General features: G+C 68.0%; 17 protein-coding genes. 2 read left to right on the top strand and 15 right to left on the bottom strand.

Annotation, left to right across the window (positions count from 1 at the left end; all coding sequences use genetic code 11):
• Positions 1 to 75: 75 nt before the first annotated feature.
• From V0R62_RS17500 to V0R62_RS17485, 4 genes are all read right to left on the bottom strand, one after another.
• The gene (locus V0R62_RS17500) at positions 76 to 861 is read right to left on the bottom strand and encodes a MetQ/NlpA family ABC transporter substrate-binding protein (protein WP_050707418.1); all 786 of its coding nucleotides are present in this window, start codon (positions 859 to 861) and stop codon (positions 76 to 78) included.
• Positions 862 to 1,042: 181 nt separating this feature from the next.
• Entirely contained in the window at positions 1,043 to 1,990 is a 948-nt protein-coding gene (locus V0R62_RS17495; protein ID WP_330104624.1) for a sigma 54-interacting transcriptional regulator, read from the bottom strand.
• Between the two features lie 62 nt (positions 1,991 to 2,052).
• Complete coding sequence (locus tag V0R62_RS17490; RefSeq protein ID WP_330104623.1) at positions 2,053 to 2,634, bottom strand: alpha/beta hydrolase; 582 nt, start codon at positions 2,632 to 2,634, stop codon at positions 2,053 to 2,055.
• A 144-nt stretch (positions 2,635 to 2,778) separates the two neighbouring features.
• Positions 2,779 to 3,297 (bottom strand): dihydrofolate reductase, encoded by a 519-nt coding sequence (locus V0R62_RS17485; RefSeq protein WP_330104622.1) that lies wholly within the window; start codon positions 3,295 to 3,297, stop codon positions 2,779 to 2,781.
• Positions 3,298 to 3,351: 54 nt separating this feature from the next.
• Between V0R62_RS17485 and V0R62_RS17480 the strand changes: the two genes are divergently transcribed.
• A complete protein-coding gene (locus V0R62_RS17480; protein WP_330104621.1) occupies positions 3,352 to 4,743 on the top strand; it encodes a DUF2868 domain-containing protein in 1,392 nt (463 codons plus the stop codon).
• Positions 4,736 to 6,100, top strand: coding sequence for a GTPase/DUF3482 domain-containing protein (locus V0R62_RS17475; protein ID WP_330104620.1), 1,365 nt, complete (start codon positions 4,736 to 4,738; stop codon positions 6,098 to 6,100). The genes V0R62_RS17480 and V0R62_RS17475 overlap by 8 nt, the downstream gene beginning before the upstream one ends.
• Positions 6,101 to 6,244: 144 nt before the next feature.
• On the opposite strand, the gene V0R62_RS17470 is transcribed toward V0R62_RS17475, so the two are convergent.
• The 11 genes from V0R62_RS17470 to V0R62_RS17420 form a co-directional block, all read right to left on the bottom strand.
• Complete coding sequence (locus V0R62_RS17470) at positions 6,245 to 6,658, bottom strand: hypothetical protein (protein ID WP_330104619.1); 414 nt, start codon at positions 6,656 to 6,658, stop codon at positions 6,245 to 6,247.
• A gap of 2 nt (positions 6,659 to 6,660) precedes the next feature.
• Positions 6,661 to 7,563, bottom strand: coding sequence for an NAD synthetase (locus V0R62_RS17465; protein ID WP_110735424.1), 903 nt, complete (start codon positions 7,561 to 7,563; stop codon positions 6,661 to 6,663).
• Positions 7,564 to 7,701: 138 nt separating this feature from the next.
• Complete coding sequence (gene tagQ, locus V0R62_RS17460) at positions 7,702 to 8,631, bottom strand: type VI secretion system-associated lipoprotein TagQ (protein WP_330104618.1); 930 nt, start codon at positions 8,629 to 8,631, stop codon at positions 7,702 to 7,704.
• Between the two features lie 78 nt (positions 8,632 to 8,709).
• Entirely contained in the window at positions 8,710 to 10,476 is a 1,767-nt protein-coding gene (locus tag V0R62_RS17455) for a formylglycine-generating enzyme family protein (protein ID WP_330104617.1), read from the bottom strand.
• Entirely contained in the window at positions 10,469 to 11,671 is a 1,203-nt protein-coding gene (locus tag V0R62_RS17450) for an FtsX-like permease family protein (RefSeq protein ID WP_330104616.1), read from the bottom strand. The genes V0R62_RS17455 and V0R62_RS17450 overlap by 8 nt, the downstream gene beginning before the upstream one ends.
• Positions 11,671 to 12,375 carry an ABC transporter ATP-binding protein gene (locus V0R62_RS17445; protein WP_330104626.1) on the bottom strand — a complete coding sequence of 235 codons (705 nt, stop codon included), beginning with the start codon at positions 12,373 to 12,375 and terminating at the stop codon, positions 11,671 to 11,673. Before V0R62_RS17445 ends, V0R62_RS17450 begins: the two co-directional genes overlap by 1 nt.
• A complete protein-coding gene (locus V0R62_RS17440; protein ID WP_330104615.1) occupies positions 12,375 to 15,377 on the bottom strand; it encodes a serine/threonine-protein kinase in 3,003 nt (1,000 codons plus the stop codon). The genes V0R62_RS17445 and V0R62_RS17440 overlap by 1 nt, the downstream gene beginning before the upstream one ends.
• A gap of 7 nt (positions 15,378 to 15,384) precedes the next feature.
• A complete protein-coding gene (locus V0R62_RS17435) occupies positions 15,385 to 16,104 on the bottom strand; it encodes a PP2C family protein-serine/threonine phosphatase (RefSeq protein WP_050703375.1) in 720 nt (239 codons plus the stop codon).
• Positions 16,101 to 16,757 (bottom strand): type VI secretion system-associated protein TagF, encoded by a 657-nt coding sequence (gene tagF / locus V0R62_RS17430; protein WP_330104614.1) that lies wholly within the window; start codon positions 16,755 to 16,757, stop codon positions 16,101 to 16,103. The genes V0R62_RS17435 and tagF overlap by 4 nt, the downstream gene beginning before the upstream one ends.
• Positions 16,754 to 20,260: a type VI secretion system membrane subunit TssM gene (gene tssM, locus V0R62_RS17425; protein ID WP_330104613.1), complete on the bottom strand. Its 3,507-nt coding sequence runs from the start codon at positions 20,258 to 20,260 to the stop codon at positions 16,754 to 16,756. Before tssM ends, tagF begins: the two co-directional genes overlap by 4 nt.
• Positions 20,257 to 21,573 carry a DotU family type VI secretion system protein gene (locus V0R62_RS17420; RefSeq protein ID WP_330104612.1) on the bottom strand — a complete coding sequence of 439 codons (1,317 nt, stop codon included), beginning with the start codon at positions 21,571 to 21,573 and terminating at the stop codon, positions 20,257 to 20,259. Before V0R62_RS17420 ends, tssM begins: the two co-directional genes overlap by 4 nt.
• Positions 21,574 to 21,577: the final 4 nt, after the last annotated feature.

Genomic DNA, 21,577 nt, shown 5'->3' with positions numbered 1-21,577 from the left:
CTACAGGTTTCGGCCATTAAAAAACCGACGCAGTTTGCGTCGGTTTTTTCGTTCAGACGGAAGTCGTGCCGCGTATCAGAACGCCGGCAGTACCGCGCCGCTGTATTTCTTCTCGATGAACGCCTTCACTTCCGGGCTGGTCAGCGCCTTGGCCAGCTTCTGGATGGCCTCGCTGTCCTTGTTGTCCGGGCGGGCGACCAGGAAGTTAACGTACGGCGAGTCGCTGCCTTCGATCACCAGGGCGTCCTTGGCCGGGTTCAGGCCGGCTTCCAGGGCGTAGTTGGTGTTGATCATGTCCAGGTCGACCTGATCCAGCACACGCGGCAGCATGGCCGATTCCAGCTCGCGGAACTTGAGCTTCTTCGGGTTCTCGGCGATGTCTTTCGGCGTGGCCAGGGCGTTCTTCGGATCCTTCAGGGTGATCAGGCCAGCCTTCTGCAGCAGAAGCAGGGCGCGGCCGCTGTTGCTGCCTTCGTTAGGGATGGCAACGGTGGCGCCGTCCTTCAGCTCGGCCAGGCTCTTGACCTTCTTCGAGTAACCACCGAACGGCTCGACGTGCACGCCGATCACGGTTTCCAGGTGGGTGCCCTTGCCTTCGTTGAAGTTCTTCAGGTACGGCAGAGTCTGGAAGTAGTTGGCGTCCAGGCGCTTCTGGTCGACCTGCACGTTGGGCTGGACGTAGTCGGTGAAGACCTTGATCTGCAGGTCCACGCCTTCCTTGGCCAGGGTCGGCTTGATCAGTTCGAGGATTTCGGCATGCGGCACGGGCGTGGCGGCGACCACCAGTTTCTCGGCGGCATTGGCCAGGCCAGCGAACGAAAGGGCGGCGGCCAGGGCGGTGGTCAGCAGGGTCTTTTTCATGGTGATCCTTGTTCTAAAGCTGGGCCATCGCAGATGGCGAGTCGAGTGCCCATCCGTTCGGGTGGGCGTAAAACGGACAATACCGAGATTTTTTATTCCGTAACAATATCTTTTGATTAGCTGCTTATTCCAAAAACAAATCGCCATCACGACCTTTGCTTATGAGCGGCCACGCACTGCTCTACGGCGCGGATTCGCCCAATTGCGCCAAGGCTGCGTTCAGCAGCCCGCGCAGTTCGGCCAGGGTTTGCGACTCCCGACTGGCGCCCAGTTGCGCGAGCTGACGGGCCAGGCTGGCCAGGGGGGTGGTATCCGGAAGGTCGAGGTGCGCCGGGAGGATTTCCTCGCCGTCGCTGACCAGCAGGGCAAAGTGGATGACGTTCTCCAGCTCACGGGTATTGCCCGGCCAGGCATGGGCCTCCAGCGCCTGCTGGGCCGCCTCGCTGATCAGGGGCAGCGGCCGATCCAGGCGCACGCTATAGATACCGACGAAGTACTCGGCCAACGGCAGGATATCGCCGACCCGATCGCGTAATGCCGGCAGCTCGAGTTCACCCTCATGCAGGTAATGGTAAAGCCGTTCGTTGAAGCGCCCGGCGCGCACGGCCTGGGCCAGGTCGATGCTGGAGGCGGCCACCAGTCGCACATCGACTGCCTGTGGCTGAGTGGCGCCGACCCGGGTCACCTCGCGGTTCTCCAGGGCCGCCAGCAACTTGCCCTGGATCGCCAGGGGCAGGTCGGCGATCTCATCCAGGTACAGCGTGCCGCCGTTGGCCGAGCCGAACCAGCCGGCTCGACTGCTGGCGGTGCCGCCCTGGGTGCCGGCGCTGTAGCCGAACAGCTCGGCATCGGCATAGGTCGGGCTGATGGCCGCGCAATTGACCGATACGAACAACCCGCCGCGGTCACTGGCGCGATGGATCTGCCGGGCCAGCAACTCCTTGCCGGTGCCGGTCTCGCCACGGATCAACACGGGCAAGGGTTGTGGCGCCAATCGCTCCAGGGCCTGGCGCAGCGCCTGGGAACGCGGATCGACGAACACCAGCGCCTTGGCGCGGATGCTCAATGGGCTCTTGTCCAGTTCGGGGAAGGTCAGCAACGGCTGGCCGAAAGCAGTGTGAAACGTCATGGAATACTCCCGCCCCAGCCGCAGGCGGCCGGGGATTCGACTCGTTCGAAGAATCCGGCGGATCAGGCGCGGCGCAGCGCGCGCTGATCGACACGGGCCTGCAGGCGGTAGAGGTAGGCGAAGCCCTGTTCCCAACGCTCATGGCCGGACTTGACGTTGATATGCCCGGCGTCGGCCAGCAGCCCGGCCTCGGCGCCCCAGGCCTGGGCCAGGTACAGCGCGCGCGGCACGCTCACCGCCGGGTCGTTGTCGGAGCTGACCACCTGGCTGGGGAACGGCAAAGCCTGCAGTGGAATCGGCGCGAAATTGCGCAAGGCTGGCGCGCAGGTCGGACGCTCGACATCCGCCGGCGCCACCAGCAATGCGCCGCGCACCCGGTGCAGCAGATCCGCGCTGGCCTGGGCGGCCCAATGGGCGACCGTGATGCAGCCCAGGCTGTGGGCGATGAGAATCACCGGCGAGCGTTCGGCGGCAATCGCCTGCTCAAGCGCCTGGACCCAGTCGCGCCGCTGCGGGGTCAGCCAGTCATGCTGCTCGACCCGGGCGCTGTTGGGCAGGCTGCGCTGCCAGTGACTCTGCCAATGGTTGTCTGGCGATCCTTGCCAGCCCGGCACAATCAGGTAACGAATCGACTCATTGCGCATGGGGACGCCTCCGGAAGTTTGCGTGCTTGGGTGCAAGTATAGGGAGGGGTATATATTGGTAAAGGAATAAGAAGATATTTATTAATAACCAAAATGACAAAACCCGACAGGCGCGGGCTTGCGTCGTGCCGGACTCATCGGCTTTCAGTGCTTGTCCCACACCTCGAAGTGGTACGCCGGTCCGTCGCCCTCGGCCGCTTGCGGCTCACTCGAAGTCAGGTGCCACTGCTCGCTGTCGAACTCGGGGAACCAGGCATCGCCCTGTGGCGACAGCTCCACCCGGGTCAGGTACATCCGCTTCACCAGCCCCTTCTCCAGCGCCTGCCCATACAGCTGCGCGCCACCGATCAGCATCAGCTCGCCGACGCCCTGCTCCCGCGCCCACTGCTCGGCGCGCACCAGTGCCTCCTCCAGCGAAGCGAACACCTCGGCCCCGGCCAACTGCAGGCCGGGCTGACGGCTGACGACGATATTCAACCGCCCCGGCAGCGGCCGGCCCAGAGAGTCCCAGGTCTTGCGGCCCATGATGATCGGCTTGCCCAGGGTGGTGGCCTTGAAGTACTTGAAATCCCCCGGCAGGTGCCAGGGCATGGAGTTGTCGATGCCGATCACACGGTTCTCGGCGAGCGCCGCGATCAGGCTGAGGGGGAGTGATGTGTTCATGCCGGCGAGGATAGCACCGGGCGCGTGGGTTATGCTTGCGCCCTGACCTGTGCAATGGAAGAGCTTGTGACGGCACCCACTCCACTCGACAAGCGCTGGCTAACCGAAGCGATACGCCTGCGCGAGGAACACGCCGGCCCCCTTGAGGACCAGGAAGCCAACCGTCGCGCCCGCCAGCAAGGCGGCGACCTCGCTACGCGCATCGAGGCCCGCGCCCTGTGGCTGGCCGAGCGTGACGGCATGGACGCGGCGCTGCGCCACTGGAAGCAGGGCGCGCGCCTGGCGTTGCTGGCGCTGATGCTCCTGGCCGTGCTCAGCGGCGCCGGCCTGGGGCTGGCGGCCTTGGGCGATGGGCAGCGGCCGGTGAACGTGTTCTGGGCCCTGGGCAGCCTGCTCGGGCTCAACCTCCTGCTGCTGCTCGGCTGGGCCGTGGGCTTCTTCTTCGCCAGCGAGCAAGGCGCGGCGCTGGGCCGCCTGTGGCTGTGGCTGAGCGAGCGCCTGGCCCGCGACGCCAAGGCTGCGCAACTGGCCCCGGCGCTGCTGGTGCTGCTGCAGCGCCAGCGCCTGAATCGCTGGTTGCTCGGCCTGCTGGTGCATGGCCTGTGGCTGCTGGCGATGCTCACCGCCTTGGCAATGCTTCTGGCCCTGCTGGCGACCCGGCGCTACGGGTTCGTCTGGGAAACCACGCTGCTCGCCGCCGAACCCTTCATCACCCTGACCCAGGCCCTTGGCGCCCTGCCCTCGCTACTCGGTTTCGCCGTGCCGGATGAGGCGATGATCCGCGCCAGCGGCGACACCCTGCCGGCACTCGACCTGGCGCGCCAGGCCTGGGCCAGCTGGCTGCTCGGCGTGGTGCTGGTCTACGGCCTGCTGCCGCGCCTGGCGCTGGCCGCGCTGTGCCTGTGGCGCTGGCGCCAGGGCCGCGAGCGGCTGGCGCTGGACCTCGAGCTGCCCGGCTACGCCCAGTTGCGCGACGCGCTGATGCCGCGCAGCGAACGCATCGGCGTGCAGGACCCCGCCCCCGACACCCTGCCGCGCTTCGAAGCCGGCCAACTGGAGAGCGGCAGCAGCGGCGCCTTGCTGGTCGGCCTGGAGCTGGACGACCAGCGCCCATGGCCACCCGCCCTGCCCCGGTCGGTCACCCACGCCGGCGTGCTCGACAGCCGCGAGTCGCGCAACAAGCTGCTCGAGCAACTGAGCCGCTTCCCCCCGGCGCGCCTGGCCATCGCCTGCGACCCACGCCGCTCGCCCGACCGCGGCAGCCTGGCGTTGCTCGCCGAGCTGGCGCGCAATGCCGGCGCCACCCGGATCTGGCTGCTGCAGGCACAACCGGGCCAAGCCCTGGACGCGGCACGCCTGGGCGACTGGCACGAAGCCCTCGACCGCCTGGGCCTGGCCCACGCCGACACTTCGCCCGTGACCTGGCTGGAGCATGGCCATGACTGAGCCGCTGAAACTGGCCGTGGTCGGCCACACCAACGTCGGCAAGACCTCGCTGCTGCGCACCCTCACCCGCGACGTCGGCTTCGGCGAGGTCTCCCACCGCCCCAGCACCACCCGCCATGTGGAAGGCGCACGCCTGTCGGTGGACGGCGAGCCGTTGCTGGAGCTGTACGACACCCCAGGCCTGGAAGACGCCATCGCCCTGCTCGACTACCTGGAGCGCCTCGAGCGTCCGGGCGAGCGCCTGGACGGCCCCGCCCGCCTGGAACGCTTCCTCCAGGGCAGCGAGGCGCGCCAGCGCTTCGAACAGGAAGCCAAGGTGCTGCGCCAGCTGCTGGCGAGCAACGCCGGCCTGTACGTGATCGACGCCCGCGAACCGGTGCTGGCCAAGTACCGCGACGAACTGGAAGTACTGGCCGGTTGCGGCAAGCCGCTGCTACCGGTGCTCAACTTCGTCGCCAGCAGCCAGCACCGCGAGCCGCAATGGCGCGAGGCCCTGGCGCGCCTGGGCCTGCATGCGCTGGTGCGTTTCGACAGCGTGGCCCCACCCGAGGACGGCGAGCGCCGCCTCTACGAAAGCCTGGCGCTGCTGCTGGAAGATGCCCGCCCGGCGCTGCAACGGCTGATCGACGACCAGCAGGCCCAGCGCCTGGCCCGCCGCCACAGCGGCAAACGCCTGATCGCTGAGCTACTGCTCGATTGCGCCGCCTGCCGACGCAGCGTCGAGGCAGAGCCTGCCGCCGAGGCACGGGCCATCGAAGCCCTGCGCCAGGATGTGCGCCAGCGCGAACAACGCTGTGTCGAGGCGCTGCTCAAGCTGTATGCGTTCCGCCGCGAGGATGCCAATGCCGGTGACCTGCCGCTGCTCGACGGACGCTGGGGCGACGACCTGTTCAACCCGGAAACCCTGAAGCTGCTCGGTGTGCGCCTGGGCAGCGGTGTGGCGGCCGGTGCCGCAGCGGGCGCGGGCGTGGACCTGCTGGTGGGCGGCCTGACCCTGGGCGCCGCCGCGCTCGCCGGCGCCATCGCCGGCGGCGCCTTGCAGACCGCGCGCAACTACGGCTCGCGGCTGATGGGCAAGCTCAAGGGCCAGCGCGAATTGACGGTGGACGATGCCGTGCTGCGCCTGCTGGCACTGCGGCAGCAGCAGTTGATCACAGCGCTGGAAGGACGAGGGCACGCGGCGCAGGACAGCATTCGCCTGGCCCCTGCGGACGACAACGGCTGGCGCGAGGGCAAGCTGCCCGAGGCGCTGCGCAAGGCCCGGGCGCATCCGCAGTGGTCCACGCTCAATGCCGGGGCGCGAGTCAGCCAAACCGAGCGACAGGAGCAACTGGAAGCCCTGGTGGCGAACTTGTAATCCGATCACAGGGCCAGCCCGCTCCCACCAGATCAGTACAGGACCGTCCTTGTAGGAGATTACCCAGCCCTTCAAGCTGCGCTGTCGCGCAGGGAACAATGTTATAAGCATCATCCGCGTGGGAGCGGGCTTGCCCCGCGATAGCTAGCGCCGCACCCTGCGCAGTTCCACCAACCGCTGCCGCATCTCCCGATGCCGCTGGCTGTTGAACACCAGCAGCGCGAGTAATGGCAGCGCCAGCAGGATTGCCAGCAAGACAGCATTCACACCACTACCGAGCAAGCTCAACGCCATCAGCAAAGCCACAGTCGGTACAGGGAGCACCACCCATACGGCCCAAGTGAAGCCCCGGACCATCGCGAAATGCCCGGCGCACAGCAGCAAGACCAGCACTGCGCTGGATATCATGGTGAACGACGGATTGTCCGGATGATTGCGCCAGTGACTGTCAATCCACAGGGTCGCTGACAACGCCGTCGACATGAGGCAAATGAAAAAGCCCAGCAAGAACGTCGGAAAGTAACGGCGCATGAAGGTCTGGAAAGCTGCAGGCTTCATCGTTACTCGACCTCCTCGTAAAGCCCCACGGCGATGCTCTGTACCGTGGCACTGCCAGCCAGGCCGAAGGTAGCGCCGAGCGAGTCACGCATCAGGGTCTTCGTGGCGTGGCTGATCTCGGTCGGGGTGTAGCGCTTGGTCATGGTCCCTGCCGCCTGCCGCAACTTGATCTGCTTGGCCGTCAGGCTCGGATGCCTGATAGACAGCAGCTCGTCGGTCAGCGCCTTGCGCTGCTGACGGCTGAGACTCCTGGACAACTCCAGCCAGCTACGCCCGGTCGCGGCCTTGTGCACCTGCAGATACTTCAACGTGCTCAGGCCAGACGCGCCGACACCCAGCAGCGAGACGCCATCAAGCACCTTCGAGGCGGCCTGGTACCACTCGCTTTCATCGAGGGCATCATTGGCCGCCGGATTAGTCACTTCGCGTACCGTGCGCATCACACCGATACCGCACTGAATGCTGCTGGCGGTGGCTGCGGCGCCACCGATGTAGGTCAGCACCAGGCTGGTGCCACCGGAAAAGGGCGCGGCAATGGTGCCACTGAACACCACGAACCAGCCGATCACCGCGCCTGCACAAGAGAGGGTCGTGTTGACCGCCTCCTTGACCACCCGCGACTCGCGCGGATTGTGCTGCAATTGCTGGGTGTACTGGTCAGGGGTCTGGTATTTCTTGATCTCGCGCAGGATCACGCGCTTGGGACGGATACTGCAGATCGGCTGGAACTCACGCAGGGTGACGACGTTGTAGTCGGCGTCGATGTACACCACACCAGCACCGACGATACGCGGATCAGCGTCGATGGCCGCGAACATCTGCGGCAGGTTGATCCGCCCCTGGATGCGCTGGCGTGCGAGGAACTGGGAGTTGTTGGCCAGGGAGTTGACCAGAAGATCTGTCACGGGGTGGTTTCCTTACACAAATAGCGGCTGTATCGCGCGCCTTGTGAGAGCGGACTTGCCCGCGATTGCGCCGGTACATTCACCATCGCAATCGCGGGGCAAGCCCGCTCCTACAGGTCGGCGAGCGGCCTTACCGGATCACACGTTCGGGCACGGCACCGGCGCCCAGTCACCCATGTCCGGGTTGCGGCACATGGCGTTGACCTGGTCGGTACCGGCCTTGGCCACCTGCTGGGCCTCGGCTTTCTTGCCGTTGGCATTCTGCAGGGTCTTCTCGGTGGCCACGGCTTCCTGCGGCACGTCCTTGGTCACCTTCTTGGCCGGCTGGACCTTCTTCACTTCTTTCTTCTTGCCGGTGGTCGCCACTTTCGGCGGCTCGGCCACGGCGACCACGTCGGTGCGCGCGACGCCGACCTGCTTGAGGTCCTGCTCGTAGGCCTGGGTGTAGTTGTTCAGGTTCTCACCCAGGCGGCCGTTGACGGTGCTCAGCAGGTTGTTCGACTCCTGCAGGCCGGCGACGATCTCGGCCAGGCGCTTGCGCCCCTCGGTGTCGTTGATGCGGCCAGACTTGCGGTTCTGGATCAGGCTGGCGAACTCGCGCTGGTAGCAGGACTGCGACGACTTGGCGTAGGCCGTGGTGCGGTCCAGGTCGGCGGCGCTCTTGTCGATATCGGTGGCGTACGAGGCGATGCGCTGCTTGTCGTCGCTGATCTGCTTCTGACGCTCGGTGTAGTAACCGGCCGCGCCGCCGACCAGGGCGCCACCGGCGGCGCCGATGGCGGCATTGCGGCCGCGGTTTTCCTTGTCGACCAGGGCGCCGGTCAGGGCACCGCCGACCGCGCCGAGCAGCGCGCCGGTGGCGACCGAGCGGGTCATGTCACCGTCGGTGGAGCGCAGGTGCTGCACCGGCTCGTAGCAGTTGGGGTAGTACTCGACCTTGGTCGTGGCGCCGACCTTGGACACGGGCGAGCTGGCGCAACCGCTCAACAGGACGGTGCTGAACCCGGCTGCCAGCAGCAGCGCGGTACGGGCCTGGGATGCAGTGATCAGGGGTTTGCGGGTGAACATGGTCTGGTTTCTCTTCTTGGGTTTCTCGGTATCCGGGGGCTTCGTGCCTCCCGGGAGTCCTTTCTGTCGAAGCTGTCCTTAGGGTCGCGGGGCGGCCGATGCCAGCAGCTCCTTGAGGATCGTCGCCGGATCGGCCCGCCGGTTCTGGCGGTACTCCCCGACGTGGCGGACGAACAGGGTGGCGCGGGTCACCAGGCTGTTGCCCAGGACCGGCTTGCGATTGAGCTCTTCCTTGACCCGCTGGAACTGCGCCTGGATCACCGCGTCGGTGTAGCGCGTGCCGCTGGACAGGTTGTCGATGTAGATGGCCACGGCGCCGTCGAGCGCGGCGCGGCCATTGGCGATGGCGGCGCCGTACATGCGCGCGCTGGTCTGGTCGCCCGAAGCCTCGGCCTTGGCCTGGGTGGCCTGCAGATTGGTCAGGCGGATGTTGTAGTTGTTGACGGTCTCGGCCACCAGGGCGGCGGACTGGATCAGGTTGCCAGCGGCCTCTTCACGCTGGCGGGCGATCAGCGAGACGTTGCGCTTGAGCTCTTCGTTGACCAGGCCGAGCTCGGCCTGCTGGCGCGGGTCGGTGGCGGCGGCGATGATGCTGTCCAGGCGCTTGGTCGGGTCCTGGGCGGCGTCGATATCGTCGGTCAGGCCGGCCAGCCGGCCTTCCTTCTGCCACTGCTCGAACAGTTCCTGGTAGCGCGAGCGCGGCGCCGACAGGGCGCCGATGGCCACGCGAAAGCCAGTGGTCTCGTTGCGCTGCTCGGTGCCGTCGGCGCCGAACAGCGGGTACTCGCGGCGCATGCCGGTGAACAGGGTGCCCTCGCCCTCGAGGTAGTTGCCGCCCTTGACCACGAAACCACCGTAGGCACCCTGCAGGCGCCCTGCGTTGACCAGCTGGAACGACTCCTGGACCATCTCGGCGGCGTTGCCGATCACGTCGAACAACCCCAGCGGGTTGGGCTGCTTGGTACCGATCGGCATCAGCCGCGCCGCCTGCCCGGTGCCACCGGCCACCTGGTTGAACACCGCGAAGTCGGCCAGCGGTCCCTCACTGTCGGCGCCTTCAACCTTGCGCGGGAACAGCCGTCCTTCCAGTTCCTGGCGGCTGACCGCCGAACCGCCACGGGCGGCGAATTCCCACTCGACTTCGGTGGGCAGGCGTACGAAACCGGTGCCACCGTCCTCGGCCTTGCTACCACGGCCACTGACCGGCAGCAGGTCGCGATGATGCTTCATCAGCCAGGCGCTGTAGACGGCGGCGAAACGTTCGGCCTCGAAGCGCGACAGCTTGACCTTGGGCAGGCGCCCCGCCGCGTCGTTGTTCGCCTCACAGGCCGGCGCCGCGTCGCCGCCGGCCAGCGACGGCGCCTGGGCCATCACCTGGGCGTACTGGCGGGCGGTCACTTCGTACTTGCCGATGAAGTACATCATCGGCGTGAGCGGGCTGCCTTTCTCGACCTTCGGCAGGCTCGGGCCGACGGCCTTCTGCCACTGCGGCGCCAGGTCCTGCAGGCTGAACTGGCCGTTGATGAAGTCGCGTCGGTAGCCGGAAATGAACGACTGCTTGTAGCCGGCCTCGCCTTCGCTGAACGGGTAGCCGAGGTTGACCTCGCGGTCGTCGAGGCTGCCCTGGGCCAGCACGTAGACACTGCGTAGCACCAGCTCGCCGCCACAGGGCAGCGGCAGGCTGACATCGCCTGGCAACGGTTTGGGGTTGTCGAACTTGCTGTCGGCCCCGGCCTGGGACTGCACGGCCGGCTTGGCCTTGTCGTCGCCATCGGCCGGGGAACAGGCCCCCAGGCTCAGCGCGGTGAGGATCAGGGCGGCAGCCCCGAGACGGCGATCAGACATCACGTATTCCTTGGCAGGCTTCGATGCGCGCCACCCGCCAGCCGCCCAGGGCGGCGGCGGCGGTGCTGGCCAGCAGCACGGCACACAACGCAACGAGGTAGTGCATGGGCAGCAGGTGGCTGGCGAACTCGCCGGGCACCTGCATGAAAAGTCGGTTCAGGCCATGTTCGGCCAACAGGTACAACAACCCCGCCACGGCGGCGGCCAAAAGGCCGCTGTAGAGCGCCTGGAGCACCACGAACAACAGCAGCGCGGCAGTGCCGAAGCCCAGCAGGCGCAGCACCGCCAGCTCGCGCTGCTTGCGCTCCACCGCCGCCACCGCGCCCGCGGCAATGGCCGCCACGGCGCCGGCCACGGCCAAGCTGGCGATGATCCAGAACACCAGGTCGAGGTTGCGACCGAGCGACTGCACCTGGGCGATCTGTGCGGCCTGGGTCGAGACCAGCAGCTTGTGTTCGGCGAAGAACTGGCGCAGCGGCTCGACATCGGTCAGTTCGCGGGCATACAGGCGAAATGCCGGGTACACCCGCTGCTGCGCGCTTCCCTGCTCCTCGCCCTGCCAACCCAGTGTCGGCACCGCGCGGCCATCGCGGTAGTCCTCGACAGCCTCGAGCAGCTGCAACGATGCGAACAGGCCATCGCGCTCGAACGCCGCCAGGGGCAACACACTGATGACCTGAAGACGCGTCTGCCGCCATTGCATCTGTCCGGCCTGTCGACGGCTGAAGCTGGCCTGCAGCTCGTCTCCGGCCCTGGCGCCGAGCTTTTCCGCGGCGGTAAAACTCAGCACCACCTGTTGCAGACCCGTCGGGGGAGCAACCTGCGCCAACAAGGGATCGCCCTCGGCGGTGGGCAGCATCTCAACCGTCAGGCCACGCCCGTGGGCGGGCAACAGCAGTTCGGCGGTGGCGGCGATCTGTCGGGTCCGGGGGATGGCGAAGGCCACTCCCGGATGTTGTGCCAGTTCCTCTATGAATTCGGCGCGAAAGCGCCCACCGCCAAGCGGAATGATCTCGCGCACGCCCGGGTCGCGCTGCAGGCGCTCGGTCAGGCTGCCGACCAGGCCGAACTTCAGGCCGAACAGCACCAGCAGCGGCGCAATCACCGCCACCAGCGCCAGCACGCCGCACGCCGACAGCCGCGCATCGTTGCGGTAGTCCTGCCAGGCCAGCCCGGCGATCAGCAGCGGGCGCATCAGGCGGCCCGCTCCAGCGTTGCCGTGACACCACCGTCGACCTCACGCCGACAGGCCATGCGCAGCACCGTCAACCCGGCTTGGCGGGCCAGGCCTTCGTCGTGGGTGGCGACCACGCAGGTCACCTGGCGCGCCTCGGCCTCGCGCAGCAACAGCTGTATCACCCGCTCGGCATTGACCGGGTCCAGCGCGGCGGTCGGTTCGTCGGCCAGCAGCAGCGTCGGGGCATGGGCCAGGGCACGGGCGCAGCTGACCCGCTGACGCTGGCCGAGGGACAGGGCGGCGGGTTTCTTGCCCAGCTGGTCATGCACATCCAACGCTTCGGCCAGGCGCTCGACGCTGCCGTCATCGCCGAGCCCCAGCAGCTGGCGTGGCAGACGGATATTGTCGCGCACGTCGAGAAAGCCCAGCAGCCCACCCGCCTGCAACACGTAACCGAGGTGGCGGCTGCGCCAGCTGGCCAGGCGATCAAGCTGCCGGCCGTGCCACAGCCCGGCGACATCCTCGCCGCCGAGGACGAAGCCCTCTGCCGCATCCGGCGCCAGCACCAGCGCCAGCAGGTCGAGCAAAGTGCTCTTGCCGCAGCCGCTGGGGCCGACCAGCGCCACCCGCTCGCCCACGGCCAGGTGCAGCCGGTCGACCTGCAGGCTGTAACGCTGGGCGCCCTGCCCGCGCGTCATGCGCACCCCGTCCAGGCGAATCATCACGGCAGCGTCGACAGCGGGACACGGTACAGGGCGTCACCCGGTTCGGCCTTGCCGAAGCGCACCCAGTTGGCCATGTCGTTGTGGAAGGTCTCGTACAGGCGGATCTTCGAGTCCAGTTCGTCGATAAAGTCCTCCTGCTCGGCCACCGACAGCGACAGCCACAGGTCCTGGGTCATGCTCAGGGACTTGCTGCGGTACGGCAGGCCATCGAGGTACTCGCCGAGCACCCCGCCCTGGGCCAGGTTGGCGCCCTTGCGCAGGGCGCCGGGATCGCGGCTCATGTAGGCGCTGGCGCTGGCGATCTCGTTGAAGAAGTCGCCCGGCGAGCTGCGGGTCTTGCGCGCGGCATCGACGATCAGCTTGAGCGACTGCTGCAGGTCGTTGAGCTGCAGCTTGGTGAGCATCACGCACACCTGCAGGGTGGGCAGCGTCGGGTTGGTCAGGTCGCGGTCGGCGGTCCAGGCGCTGACCAGCTGCGGCGCCTGGCTCGCGCCATGGCGGCCGAGGAAGTCCATGTGCATGGCATAGCCGATGGCCTGGGACTTGGCCGCCAACCCCGAGGCCGAGGTCAGCAGCGGCACCGGCTGTGGTTGCTGGTTGCGCACCTGATGCACCAGCTCGGCGAAGGTCGAGCCGATCTCGCGCACGCGCTCGCCGAACACGCCGACCTCGCCCCCCGGCACGCCGACGTAGAGGTCACCGATCTGCGGGTTGCTGTCGGCGGTGAGCACGCGATACTGGCTTTCGGCCGCGCCGTGGTTCTTCACCCCGGCCGGGGTGCGCAGGTGCAGGGCGTAGATCTTGATCTGCTTGCTCAGCGCCGCCTGGCGCACTTCGGCCTCGTTCATCTGGGTGCTGCTGAACGGGTCATTCTTGCGCAGTGCGCCGGCATCGCTGACCAGCAGGATGAGGCGCCCGCCGTAGCCGGACCAGTCCATGCCCTCGACGGCCTGCATCACCCCGGCGAAGGCGTCCTCGTTGAACGAATGGCTGGAAACGCTGGTGGCCCTGACCTGCGAGGCGGCCTTGAGGAAGCGCGCAGGATCCCGGCCCTCCTCCAGGCTGACCAGGGTCTTGCTCAAGTACTCGAGGCCCGGGGTGCGCTTGACGTTGTTGCGGAAACCCACCAGGCCGAAGCTGACGCTGTCCAGCTCGCCCCGGGCCGCCAGTTGCTGCTGCAGCTCGCTGACCACCTGGCGTACACGGTCGATATAGGGCTGCATGGACACCGAGGTGTCCACCACCAGGACGATGCCGGTGCGGAAGCTGTTGTCGCCGACCGCCGTCACGCCGGCTGCCTTGGGCGCGCTGTCGCGGGCACTGGCACCGGGGTCGATCGAGGCGATGTTGAGCAGCTGCACCGGCTGGCCGCCGGCATCGAAGCTTTCGCGGTAGTCGAAGATCGGCATCAGGTAGAACTGGTTCTGCGGCACGGCGCTGGCCGCCGGCTCCAGGGCCATCACCTGCGGTACCTGGTCGGGGTGGTTCTGTGCCTTGAGCAGGCTGTCGCGGGCCTGGGCGGTGTCGTCGAGCAAGTGCTGCACATCGTCCACCTGACGCATGAACATCACCGGCGAGCGGCCCGAGCGCTCGGTGAACTTGAGCACCAGGCTCTGTTTCCAGTCGCTGGTCTGCGCGGCCGGCAGCCAGCCATCGCGCTGGCCGTCGCTGGCTGCGCCGACCTGGACCCAGGCCTGGCCGCCGACGTCCTTGCGCTGGTAGACGTAGAGCACGGAGAAGGCCGGCAGTTTCTCGCCCGAGGCATCGCCGGGCTGGGCCACCAGCTGGGCCTCGGGCTTGGTCAGCACACGCTGGAACAGGGTCTTCTTGCCGGGCATCAGCAGTGGGCGGCCATCGTCCGAGGCGGCAACGGGTGTGATCTTGGGTTCGGCGGGGGCCACGCTGTCGGCGGGCGTCTGCGCCACCGGTGTTTCTGGCGCGGGCGCGTCACTGCCGCCGAGCAGCCAGAAAAACGCACCACCCAATCCCAGCGCCGCCGCGATCGCCACCGCCAGCACGGCCTTGGCCGGCTTGTTCGATCCGGACTTCACGACGGGCGCGGGATTGGGTTCGGGCCGCCGGGCAGGCTCGCTCACGGGAGCGGCAACGGCCTGCGGAATGTCGATGGACACCGGTTGCGGGGTGACCGGCGGCGGGATCGGCAACGGCCGCACCAATGTGCTGTCGTTGTCCTCGACCGGCGCCTGGACCGTCAGGCGGTCCAGCGCGGCCAGCAACGCCGCCGCGTCGGCGAAGCGCTCGTTGGGATCCTTGGCCAGCAGGCCCCGCAGGATGTCCTGGTAGCGGCCATGCTCGATGGGCAGTGCCGGCAGCGGCTCGGTCAGGTGCGCCAGCGCCGTGGACAGCGCGTCGGTGCCGCTGTACGGCAGCTTGCCGACCAGGATCTCGTAGAGCACCACGCCCAGCGCATACAGGTCGGCGCGGCCGTCGATCTCCATGCCGCGCGCCTGCTCCGGACTCATGTAGCTCGGCGTGCCGACGGCGAAGCCGGCCTGGGTGAACTGGGTGCGGTCATCCAGCGACTTGGCGATGCCGAAGTCCGACAGCACCGCGGTGCCGTCGGCGCGGAACAGGATGTTGGCCGGCTTGACGTCGCGGTGCACCAGGCCCTGGGCATGGGCATAACCCAGCGCCTGGGCGATCTGGCGCACGTAGGCGAGGCCCTGCTCGGGCGTCAGCCCATCGGCGATGCGCTCTTTGAGCGTGCCGTCGGGCAGGTACTCCATGGCCATGTAGTACAGCTCGCCGACATTGCCGATGTCGTGGATGGTGGCGATGTTCGGGTGCGCCAGCCGCGCCAGGGTGCGCCCTTCGCGCAGGAAGCGCTCGCAGAAGGTCGGGTCGGCGGCCAGGCTCGCCGCCATGATTTTCAGCGCCACCTTGCGTTCCAGGGAACGCTGGGTGGCGAGGTACACGCTGGCCATGGCGCCCTGGCCAAGCTCGCGATCGATGTCGAATCCGGGGATTTGCATGTCCATGATGTCTTCAGTTCACCTTGACGACCACTGCGGTGATGTTGTCCGGCGCGCCACGGGTCAGCCCCAGGTGCACCAGGCTGCGGACCACCTCGTAGGGGTCGGCGTGGCCGAGCACTTCGGCGATTTCGTGGTCCTCGGCGGTCTTGTTCAGGCCATCGCTGCACAGCAGGTAGGTGTCGCCGGGCCGCACCTGCAGGGCCACGGCCTGCAGGTCGAGGTCATCCTCGACGCCGATGGCGCGGGTGACGATGTTGCCGCGCGGATGCACCCGCGCCTCGGCCTCGTTGAGCAGGCCGCTGTCCTGCAGCTCCTGGACGTAGCTGTGGTCGTGGCTGAGGCGCTCGATGCGACCATCGCGCAGGCGGTACAGGCGACTGTCGCCGGCCCACAGGCCGATGGCCTGGTCGCCACGCGCCGCCAGCACCACCACGGTGCTGCCCATCATCGCCACGCCACGGCGCACGGTTTCCTCGCGCACGATGCCGTTGACCCAGGCCAGGCCGTCGCGCACCTCGCCGCTGAAGTCGTCGAGCGAGTCGAGCATCGGCAGGCTGCGCAGGCTGTCCATGGCCAGGCTGCTGACATAGTCGCCCGCCGCATGCCCGCCCATGCCGTCGGCCACTGCCCACAGGCCTGCCCAGGTCAACTCCAGGCAGGCGTCCTCGTTGATCTTGCGCACCATGCCGACATGGCTGTAGCTGGCCGCTGTGTACTGCATGTCGGTCATTCGCTGCGCGCCTCGCTACCCAGTAGAAACCCGGCGAAATCCTCGCTGCGCGGCAGGCCCGCGCAGCGCATCAACCCCGGGGCGATACGTTCGGAACCCCTGCCCCACCACAGGCTCATGCCCTCACAGGCGCATTCGGCCAAGGCCAGTGCGCGCCCCTGCGGCGTGGTCGCATCCAACCGCTGCAACCCACCGACAGTCACCTGAGGTCCCTGTAGGAGCGGCCTCGCGCCGCGAAAAGGCTGCAAAGCAGCCTCGAATTCCTCAAAGGCAGCACCGGGTTCAAGCGTCGCCAGCAATGCCTCCTCGACCGCCTCGAACCATTCCTCGGCCCCGGCCACCACAGGCGCCAACAGCTGCCCCGGCTCCAGCACCTGGGCCACGGTCAGCGGAAAATACCGCCCGACCCGGTCGATGCTCGGCATCAGCACGCCGATGACCGCCTCGGGCCCGCACAGCCCCGGCGCCAGCGCGAATCGCCACAAGGGGCTGACCAGGTAGGCCTCGAGCCAACGCTCGCCCAGCGCCTGCTGGCTGGCCTGCATCCCCGCCGCCAGCCACTGGTCCCAGGGCTGGATGAAGCTGTTTGGAAGGCCGCGACTGACGAAGTCGCCGCGGCTGGCCAGTTTTCCGTAGAAACCCACGTCGTTCACAGGTGCTCCGGCAGGCTGAAACCGCTGAGCACTCGGCTGCGGAACGGGTTGAAGGCGCTGCTGGCGCGCAGCTCGTAGGACACGCTGGCGCCATCGACGCGCAGGCGCAGGTTGAAGCGCTCCGGCGAGCTGCCGGCCACCAGGTCGGACTGGTCGAGCAGGCGGAACCAGGCCCAGGGGCCTTCCACGGTCAGGCCGGAACGGCCGGTGGCCGAGGGCGGCGAGATCGACAGGCGCACCACGCCGATGCTGTTGGGATTCGGCCACTGCAACGCCACCGGCCGACTTGGGCCGTGGTCGTAGCTGACCTGCTGGCCATCGAGGTCGAGCAGGAACTGGGTGATGGTCGCGTCCATCGCCACCGGCTTGAGCTCGAAGCGCACGCCCGGCTGCACGCCGTTGCTGTTGCGGAAGAACGCATCACGGATGCTCGCCGCGCGCTGGAAGGTGTACAGCACGTTGCTGTTGATCCCCAGCTTCTGCGCCGCGCCGGGCTGCCAGCTCCACGGCGTGCTCGAGGTATTGACGTAGGGTTGCAGGTACTTGCGGAAGTAGTTGTCCATCACCCCGCCGACGCCGAAGAACAGACCGAAGTCCTCCAGGGTGGCGTCCCGCGTGCTGCCGGCCACCAGCGGGTAGCGGCCGCTGAGGGACTGGCGGTAGACGTTCACCACCTCGCTGGTCCAAGCGGCGTTGAGCTGGTTGCGCACGCCGCCCATGACGATGTTATGGGTCGAGCCAAGCACCGACCCCACCAGGTTCTGCACCACCTTGGGCTGGCGCGCGGCGCCCAGGGCGACACGCTGCGCGGCGGCCTGGGCCTGGTTCTTGGCCTCGCCCAGCAGCGCGTCGCCGCTGGCGCCGACCATGGCGCTGACCTGCACGTACAGGGCGTTGAGGTCGGTGAGCAGGCCGTCGATGGCCGCAGGCTGTCCTTCGCCGGTTTCCACCAGCGCGGCCAGCTCGGAGAAGTGCGCGGTCACCGGGTCCACCTCACGGGCAGCCGGGTTGTCGCTGGGCAGCGGCGCATCGCCGAGCAGGCCGCCGAGGCGCTGGCGCAACTGGTCGACACCGGCCTGCTCGGCCTTGGCCTGGACCTTGTCGAGAGTGGTCGGCTGCGCCAGGTTGGTTTCCTTGGCGACCGCCTGCAGCAGTTTCTTCATCGGCGAGGTCGGCCCGGACAGCACCCGCAGCACATCGGCGGCCTGGCCGACGCTGGTGATCGGCACAAAGTCCAGATCCGCCAGTAGCGCATCCCAATGGCGGATGTAGTCCTGGTAGTACAGCTGCAGCACATCGTCGGCCAGGCGCTTGGCATCGCCCGATTCGCTGGCCTCGCGGCCCAGCACCCAGCGCTCCTCGGCCAGGGTCTCGCTGTGGGCCAGGCTGGCGGCGAGGAACGCCTTACGGTAGCCCTCGACGGTGAAGATGCCCGGCAGCGGCTCGCTCAGCGGCTTGCCGTTCTTGAAGCGGAACACCAGCGCGGCGTCGCGGCCGGCGGCGTCGCTGACCCGGAAGTCGCTGACTCCGGCCGGCAGTTTCTGGCGCTTGACCCGATCGTAGACGCGCTGGGCCACCGGCAGCTGCTGCAGTTGGCGGCGGGTGTCGTCGATCAGGCGCTGGTCGAGACGGGCATTGGGCGGGCGCTTGTCGAACAGCGCCGCCAGGTGCTGCTCCAGGGCCTGACGCAGGTCCGGCGCCAGGTCGCGGGGCAGGCTGCGCTCCCAGTCGAGGGTAACCCAGGCCTTGATGAACTCGGCGTCGTAGTGTTCGCCGTCGGCCAGCATCAGGTAGGCCTTGAGCCCCTCGTAGAGGTAGTCGGACGGGCCGCCGGCATACAGCTGCTCTTCGATGCGGGTGACCAGGCGCGGGGCGAAGATGGCGATCAGCAACTTGCGGTAGACGCTGTCCGACTCGCCTTCGAGCATGTCGCCCTGGTACAGCCCCAGGCCCTCGGCCCAGCCGGGCGGATCTTCGGCCAGGCGGCGCACGCCATTGAGCAACGGCAGCACTTCGACCACGTTGCGCTGCGCCGGACTCAGCTCCTGCACGCTCTTGCCCAGCGGCTTGAGGCGGCTGTCGACCTCGGCGATGTACTGCTGGTTGGCGCGATAGCTCAGGGTCCACAAGGTGCCGACCACCAGCACCAGGGCCACGCTCAGGGCCAGGGCGCCGCGGGCGATCCACTTGCGCCGCTGCTCGACCTTGGGGTTGCTGCCGACCAGGCCGCGCTCGGCGAAGGCCACGGCGCTGAACAGCTTCTCGATGAAGTAGCTGCGCCCGGTGCCGTTCTGCCGCGCCAGGTGGGCACGGTCCAGGCCCATGCTCTGGGCCATGCTGCCGATCAGGCGGTCGATGGGGCTGCCTTCCTGGGTGCCGCTGGTGAAGTACACGCCGCGCAGCAGCGCGCGCGCTTCGAAGGCGTTGGGCTTGAAGATGCCGTCGAGGAAGGTCTTGAGGTTGCCGCGCAAGGCGGCGAACTGCTGGACGAAACCGTAGACCAGGTCGCGCCGCGCCGGGTCGCGTTCCTGTTGCAGGCGCTCCACCAGACGCTGGTTGAGACGCTGCTCGAGCAAGGCGAACTCGCTGCCGAACTGGGCCAGCGGGCCATCGCCGTGCTGGCCGTCATCCAGGGGGAAGGTCATGCCCCACACCTGGGCGCGCTCTTCCTTGCTCAGGTTGTCGAAGAACTCCATGAAGCCCGGCACCAGGTCGAGCTTGGTCAGCATCAGGTAGATCGGGAAGCGCACGCCCAGCTGGCTGTACAGCTCCTGGATGCGGGTGCGGATCGCCGCCGCGTGGGCGGCGCGCTCGGCGTCACTGCCCAGCAGCAGGTCGGACAGGCTGATGGCGATGAAGGCGCCGTCGATGGGCCGGCGCGAACGCTGGGTCTTGAGCAGGTCGAGGAAGCCCAGCCAGGCCGCCTTGTCCACCTGGGCATGGCTGTCCTGGGTGGTGTAGCGGCCGGCGGTGTCCAGCAGCACGGCCTGGTCGGTGAACCACCAGTCGCAGTTGCGTGTGCCGCCCACGCCACGAATGGCGCCCTCGCCCAGCTGCGCCGCCAACGGGAAGTGCAGGCCGGAGTTGACCAGCGCGGTGGTCTTGCCCGAGCCGGGCGGGCCGATGATCACGTACCACGGAAGCTCGTACAGGTTGCGTCGCTCGTCACCGCCCAGACGCGCCTTCTTCAGCAGCACCAGGGCCTCGTCCATGCGCTGGCGCAGGGTCGCCAGCTCTTCGGCTGTGGCAACGCCGGCAGGGTCCGGCGCGGTTTCGGCAGCCAGGCTCTGCATCACCTTGGCCGCCTGGCGCCGGGCCTGGACGATGCGCCATACGCGGTAGGCGATCCACACCGCGAACAGCAGGACGATCAGCACCAGACGTGGCGCGACCGGCACCAGCGCATCGAGCAGCGGACCGAGGAACCAGATGATCAGGCTGAGGGCGAGCAGGCCCAGCACCGGGACCACCCAGCGAATGACAAAACTGAAAAACGCCTTCACTCGACGCCCTCCGCCAGAACGGTGATTTCAACCCGGCGATTCTTCGCCCGGCCCTGCGCGCTGTCGTTCGACGCCAGCGGCTCGGTGTCGCTCAGGCCCTGGGCACTGAAACGCCCGGGCTGGCCGGTGCGGGCGGCGAGCAGGTTCTTCACCTCCTCGGCACGGGCCTGGGACAACGCCCAGTTGGACGGGAAGCGCAGCGTGGCGATGCGCTGGTTGTCGCTGTGGCCGGTGACCTTCACGTTGCCCTTGACCTTGGCGACGGCTTCGGCAATGCGCAGCATCAGCGGCTCGAAGTCACCCTTGATGCTGGCGCTGGCCGAGGCGAACAGCTCGTCGCCGCGGATGGTCACCACCGAGCGGTCCACCGCATCCTCCACGGCGACCCGCCCGGCCTTGATGTCTTCGGCCAGGAAACCGGCCAGGCGTGGACGTTCCACCGGCTTTGGCTGCACCACCGGGCGGTCCATGGCCTGCACCGGGATCTCACCCAGGGCATGGATGCCACGGAACACCGGCTCGGCGTCGGCGGCCAGCTTCAGGCGCAGGCCGAACAGCACCAGCAACAGCAGCGCCAGGGCCAGGGCCAGGCCGACCCAGGGCGGCACGAACTGCGCCAGGCGGTCACGGGTCACGGTGACGCCGCGCCAATGCGGCGACAGCTCGCGCTCGATATCGCCACGAGCGCTGCGGATGGTCGCGGCGGTGCGCTCGCGCAGTGCCTCGAGCTGGGCACGGCCACCGTTCATCACCCGGTAGCGGCCTTCGAAGCCAAGGCTGGTGCACAGGTACAACAGCTCCAGCAGATGCAGGCGCTCACGTGGACTCTGCAGACAGTGCTCCATCAGCTGGAACACCTTCTCGCCGCCCCAGGCCTCGTTGTGCACGGTGATCAGCAGGCTCTGCTTGCCCCAGTCGCTGGCGCTGCCCCACGGCGTGCTGAGCACTGCCTCGTCGAGCGCGGTGCACAGGGCGTAGCGCGCCAGCAGCACCTCGTTGCGCGCGACCCCGGCGGCCTCGGCGCGCTCCTCGAACTGGCGCAGGTAGGCCAGCAGTTGCGCACGCAGGCTGGCCGGCGCCGGGTGGGCGATGGTGTTGCGCAGGCGGGTGAGCAACGCCAGCAGCGGGCCGGCCGCCTGCTCCAGCGGGTTCAAACCCGCCGCCTGGCCCGGCGCCAGTGGTTCGGCCGGCACGTTCAGAGGCGGTGGCGGCGCCGCCTGCGCAGGTCCCGGCGTGGCCGGCTGCGGGCCTCGGCCACCGGGGCGCGGCATGAACTGGGTGCGGTCATTGGCCAACGGATCGTCCGATTGCATCGCG

Origin of the sequence: Pseudomonas carassii (assembly GCF_036324045.1) — a bacterium.
GTDB classification, from domain to species: domain Bacteria; phylum Pseudomonadota; class Gammaproteobacteria; order Pseudomonadales; family Pseudomonadaceae; genus Aquipseudomonas; species Aquipseudomonas peradeniyensis.
This window is presented reverse-complemented; position numbering and strand designations above follow the sequence as displayed.

Excerpts from the sequence above, each read along its gene's own strand:
- V0R62_RS17500 (WP_050707418.1), bottom strand. The coding sequence starts at position 861 with ATGAAAAAGACCCTGCTGACCACCGCCCTGGCCGCCGCCCTTTCGTTC.
- V0R62_RS17495 (WP_330104624.1), bottom strand. The coding sequence starts at position 1,990 with ATGACGTTTCACACTGCTTTCGGCCAGCCGTTGCTGACCTTCCCCGAA.
- V0R62_RS17490 (WP_330104623.1), bottom strand. The coding sequence starts at position 2,634 with ATGCGCAATGAGTCGATTCGTTACCTGATTGTGCCGGGCTGGCAAGGA.
- V0R62_RS17485 (WP_330104622.1), bottom strand. The coding sequence starts at position 3,297 with ATGAACACATCACTCCCCCTCAGCCTGATCGCGGCGCTCGCCGAGAAC.
- V0R62_RS17480 (WP_330104621.1), top strand. The coding sequence starts at position 3,352 with ATGGAAGAGCTTGTGACGGCACCCACTCCACTCGACAAGCGCTGGCTA.
- V0R62_RS17475 (WP_330104620.1), top strand. The coding sequence starts at position 4,736 with ATGACTGAGCCGCTGAAACTGGCCGTGGTCGGCCACACCAACGTCGGC.
- V0R62_RS17470 (WP_330104619.1), bottom strand. The coding sequence starts at position 6,658 with ATGAAGCCTGCAGCTTTCCAGACCTTCATGCGCCGTTACTTTCCGACG.
- tagQ (WP_330104618.1), bottom strand. The coding sequence starts at position 8,631 with ATGTTCACCCGCAAACCCCTGATCACTGCATCCCAGGCCCGTACCGCG.
- V0R62_RS17455 (WP_330104617.1), bottom strand. The coding sequence starts at position 10,476 with ATGTCTGATCGCCGTCTCGGGGCTGCCGCCCTGATCCTCACCGCGCTG.
- V0R62_RS17450 (WP_330104616.1), bottom strand. The coding sequence starts at position 11,671 with ATGCGCCCGCTGCTGATCGCCGGGCTGGCCTGGCAGGACTACCGCAAC.
- V0R62_RS17445 (WP_330104626.1), bottom strand. The coding sequence starts at position 12,375 with ATGATTCGCCTGGACGGGGTGCGCATGACGCGCGGGCAGGGCGCCCAG.
- V0R62_RS17440 (WP_330104615.1), bottom strand. The coding sequence starts at position 15,377 with ATGGACATGCAAATCCCCGGATTCGACATCGATCGCGAGCTTGGCCAG.
- V0R62_RS17435 (WP_050703375.1), bottom strand. The coding sequence starts at position 16,104 with ATGACCGACATGCAGTACACAGCGGCCAGCTACAGCCATGTCGGCATG.
- V0R62_RS17420 (WP_330104612.1), bottom strand. The coding sequence starts at position 21,573 with ATGCAATCGGACGATCCGTTGGCCAATGACCGCACCCAGTTCATGCCG.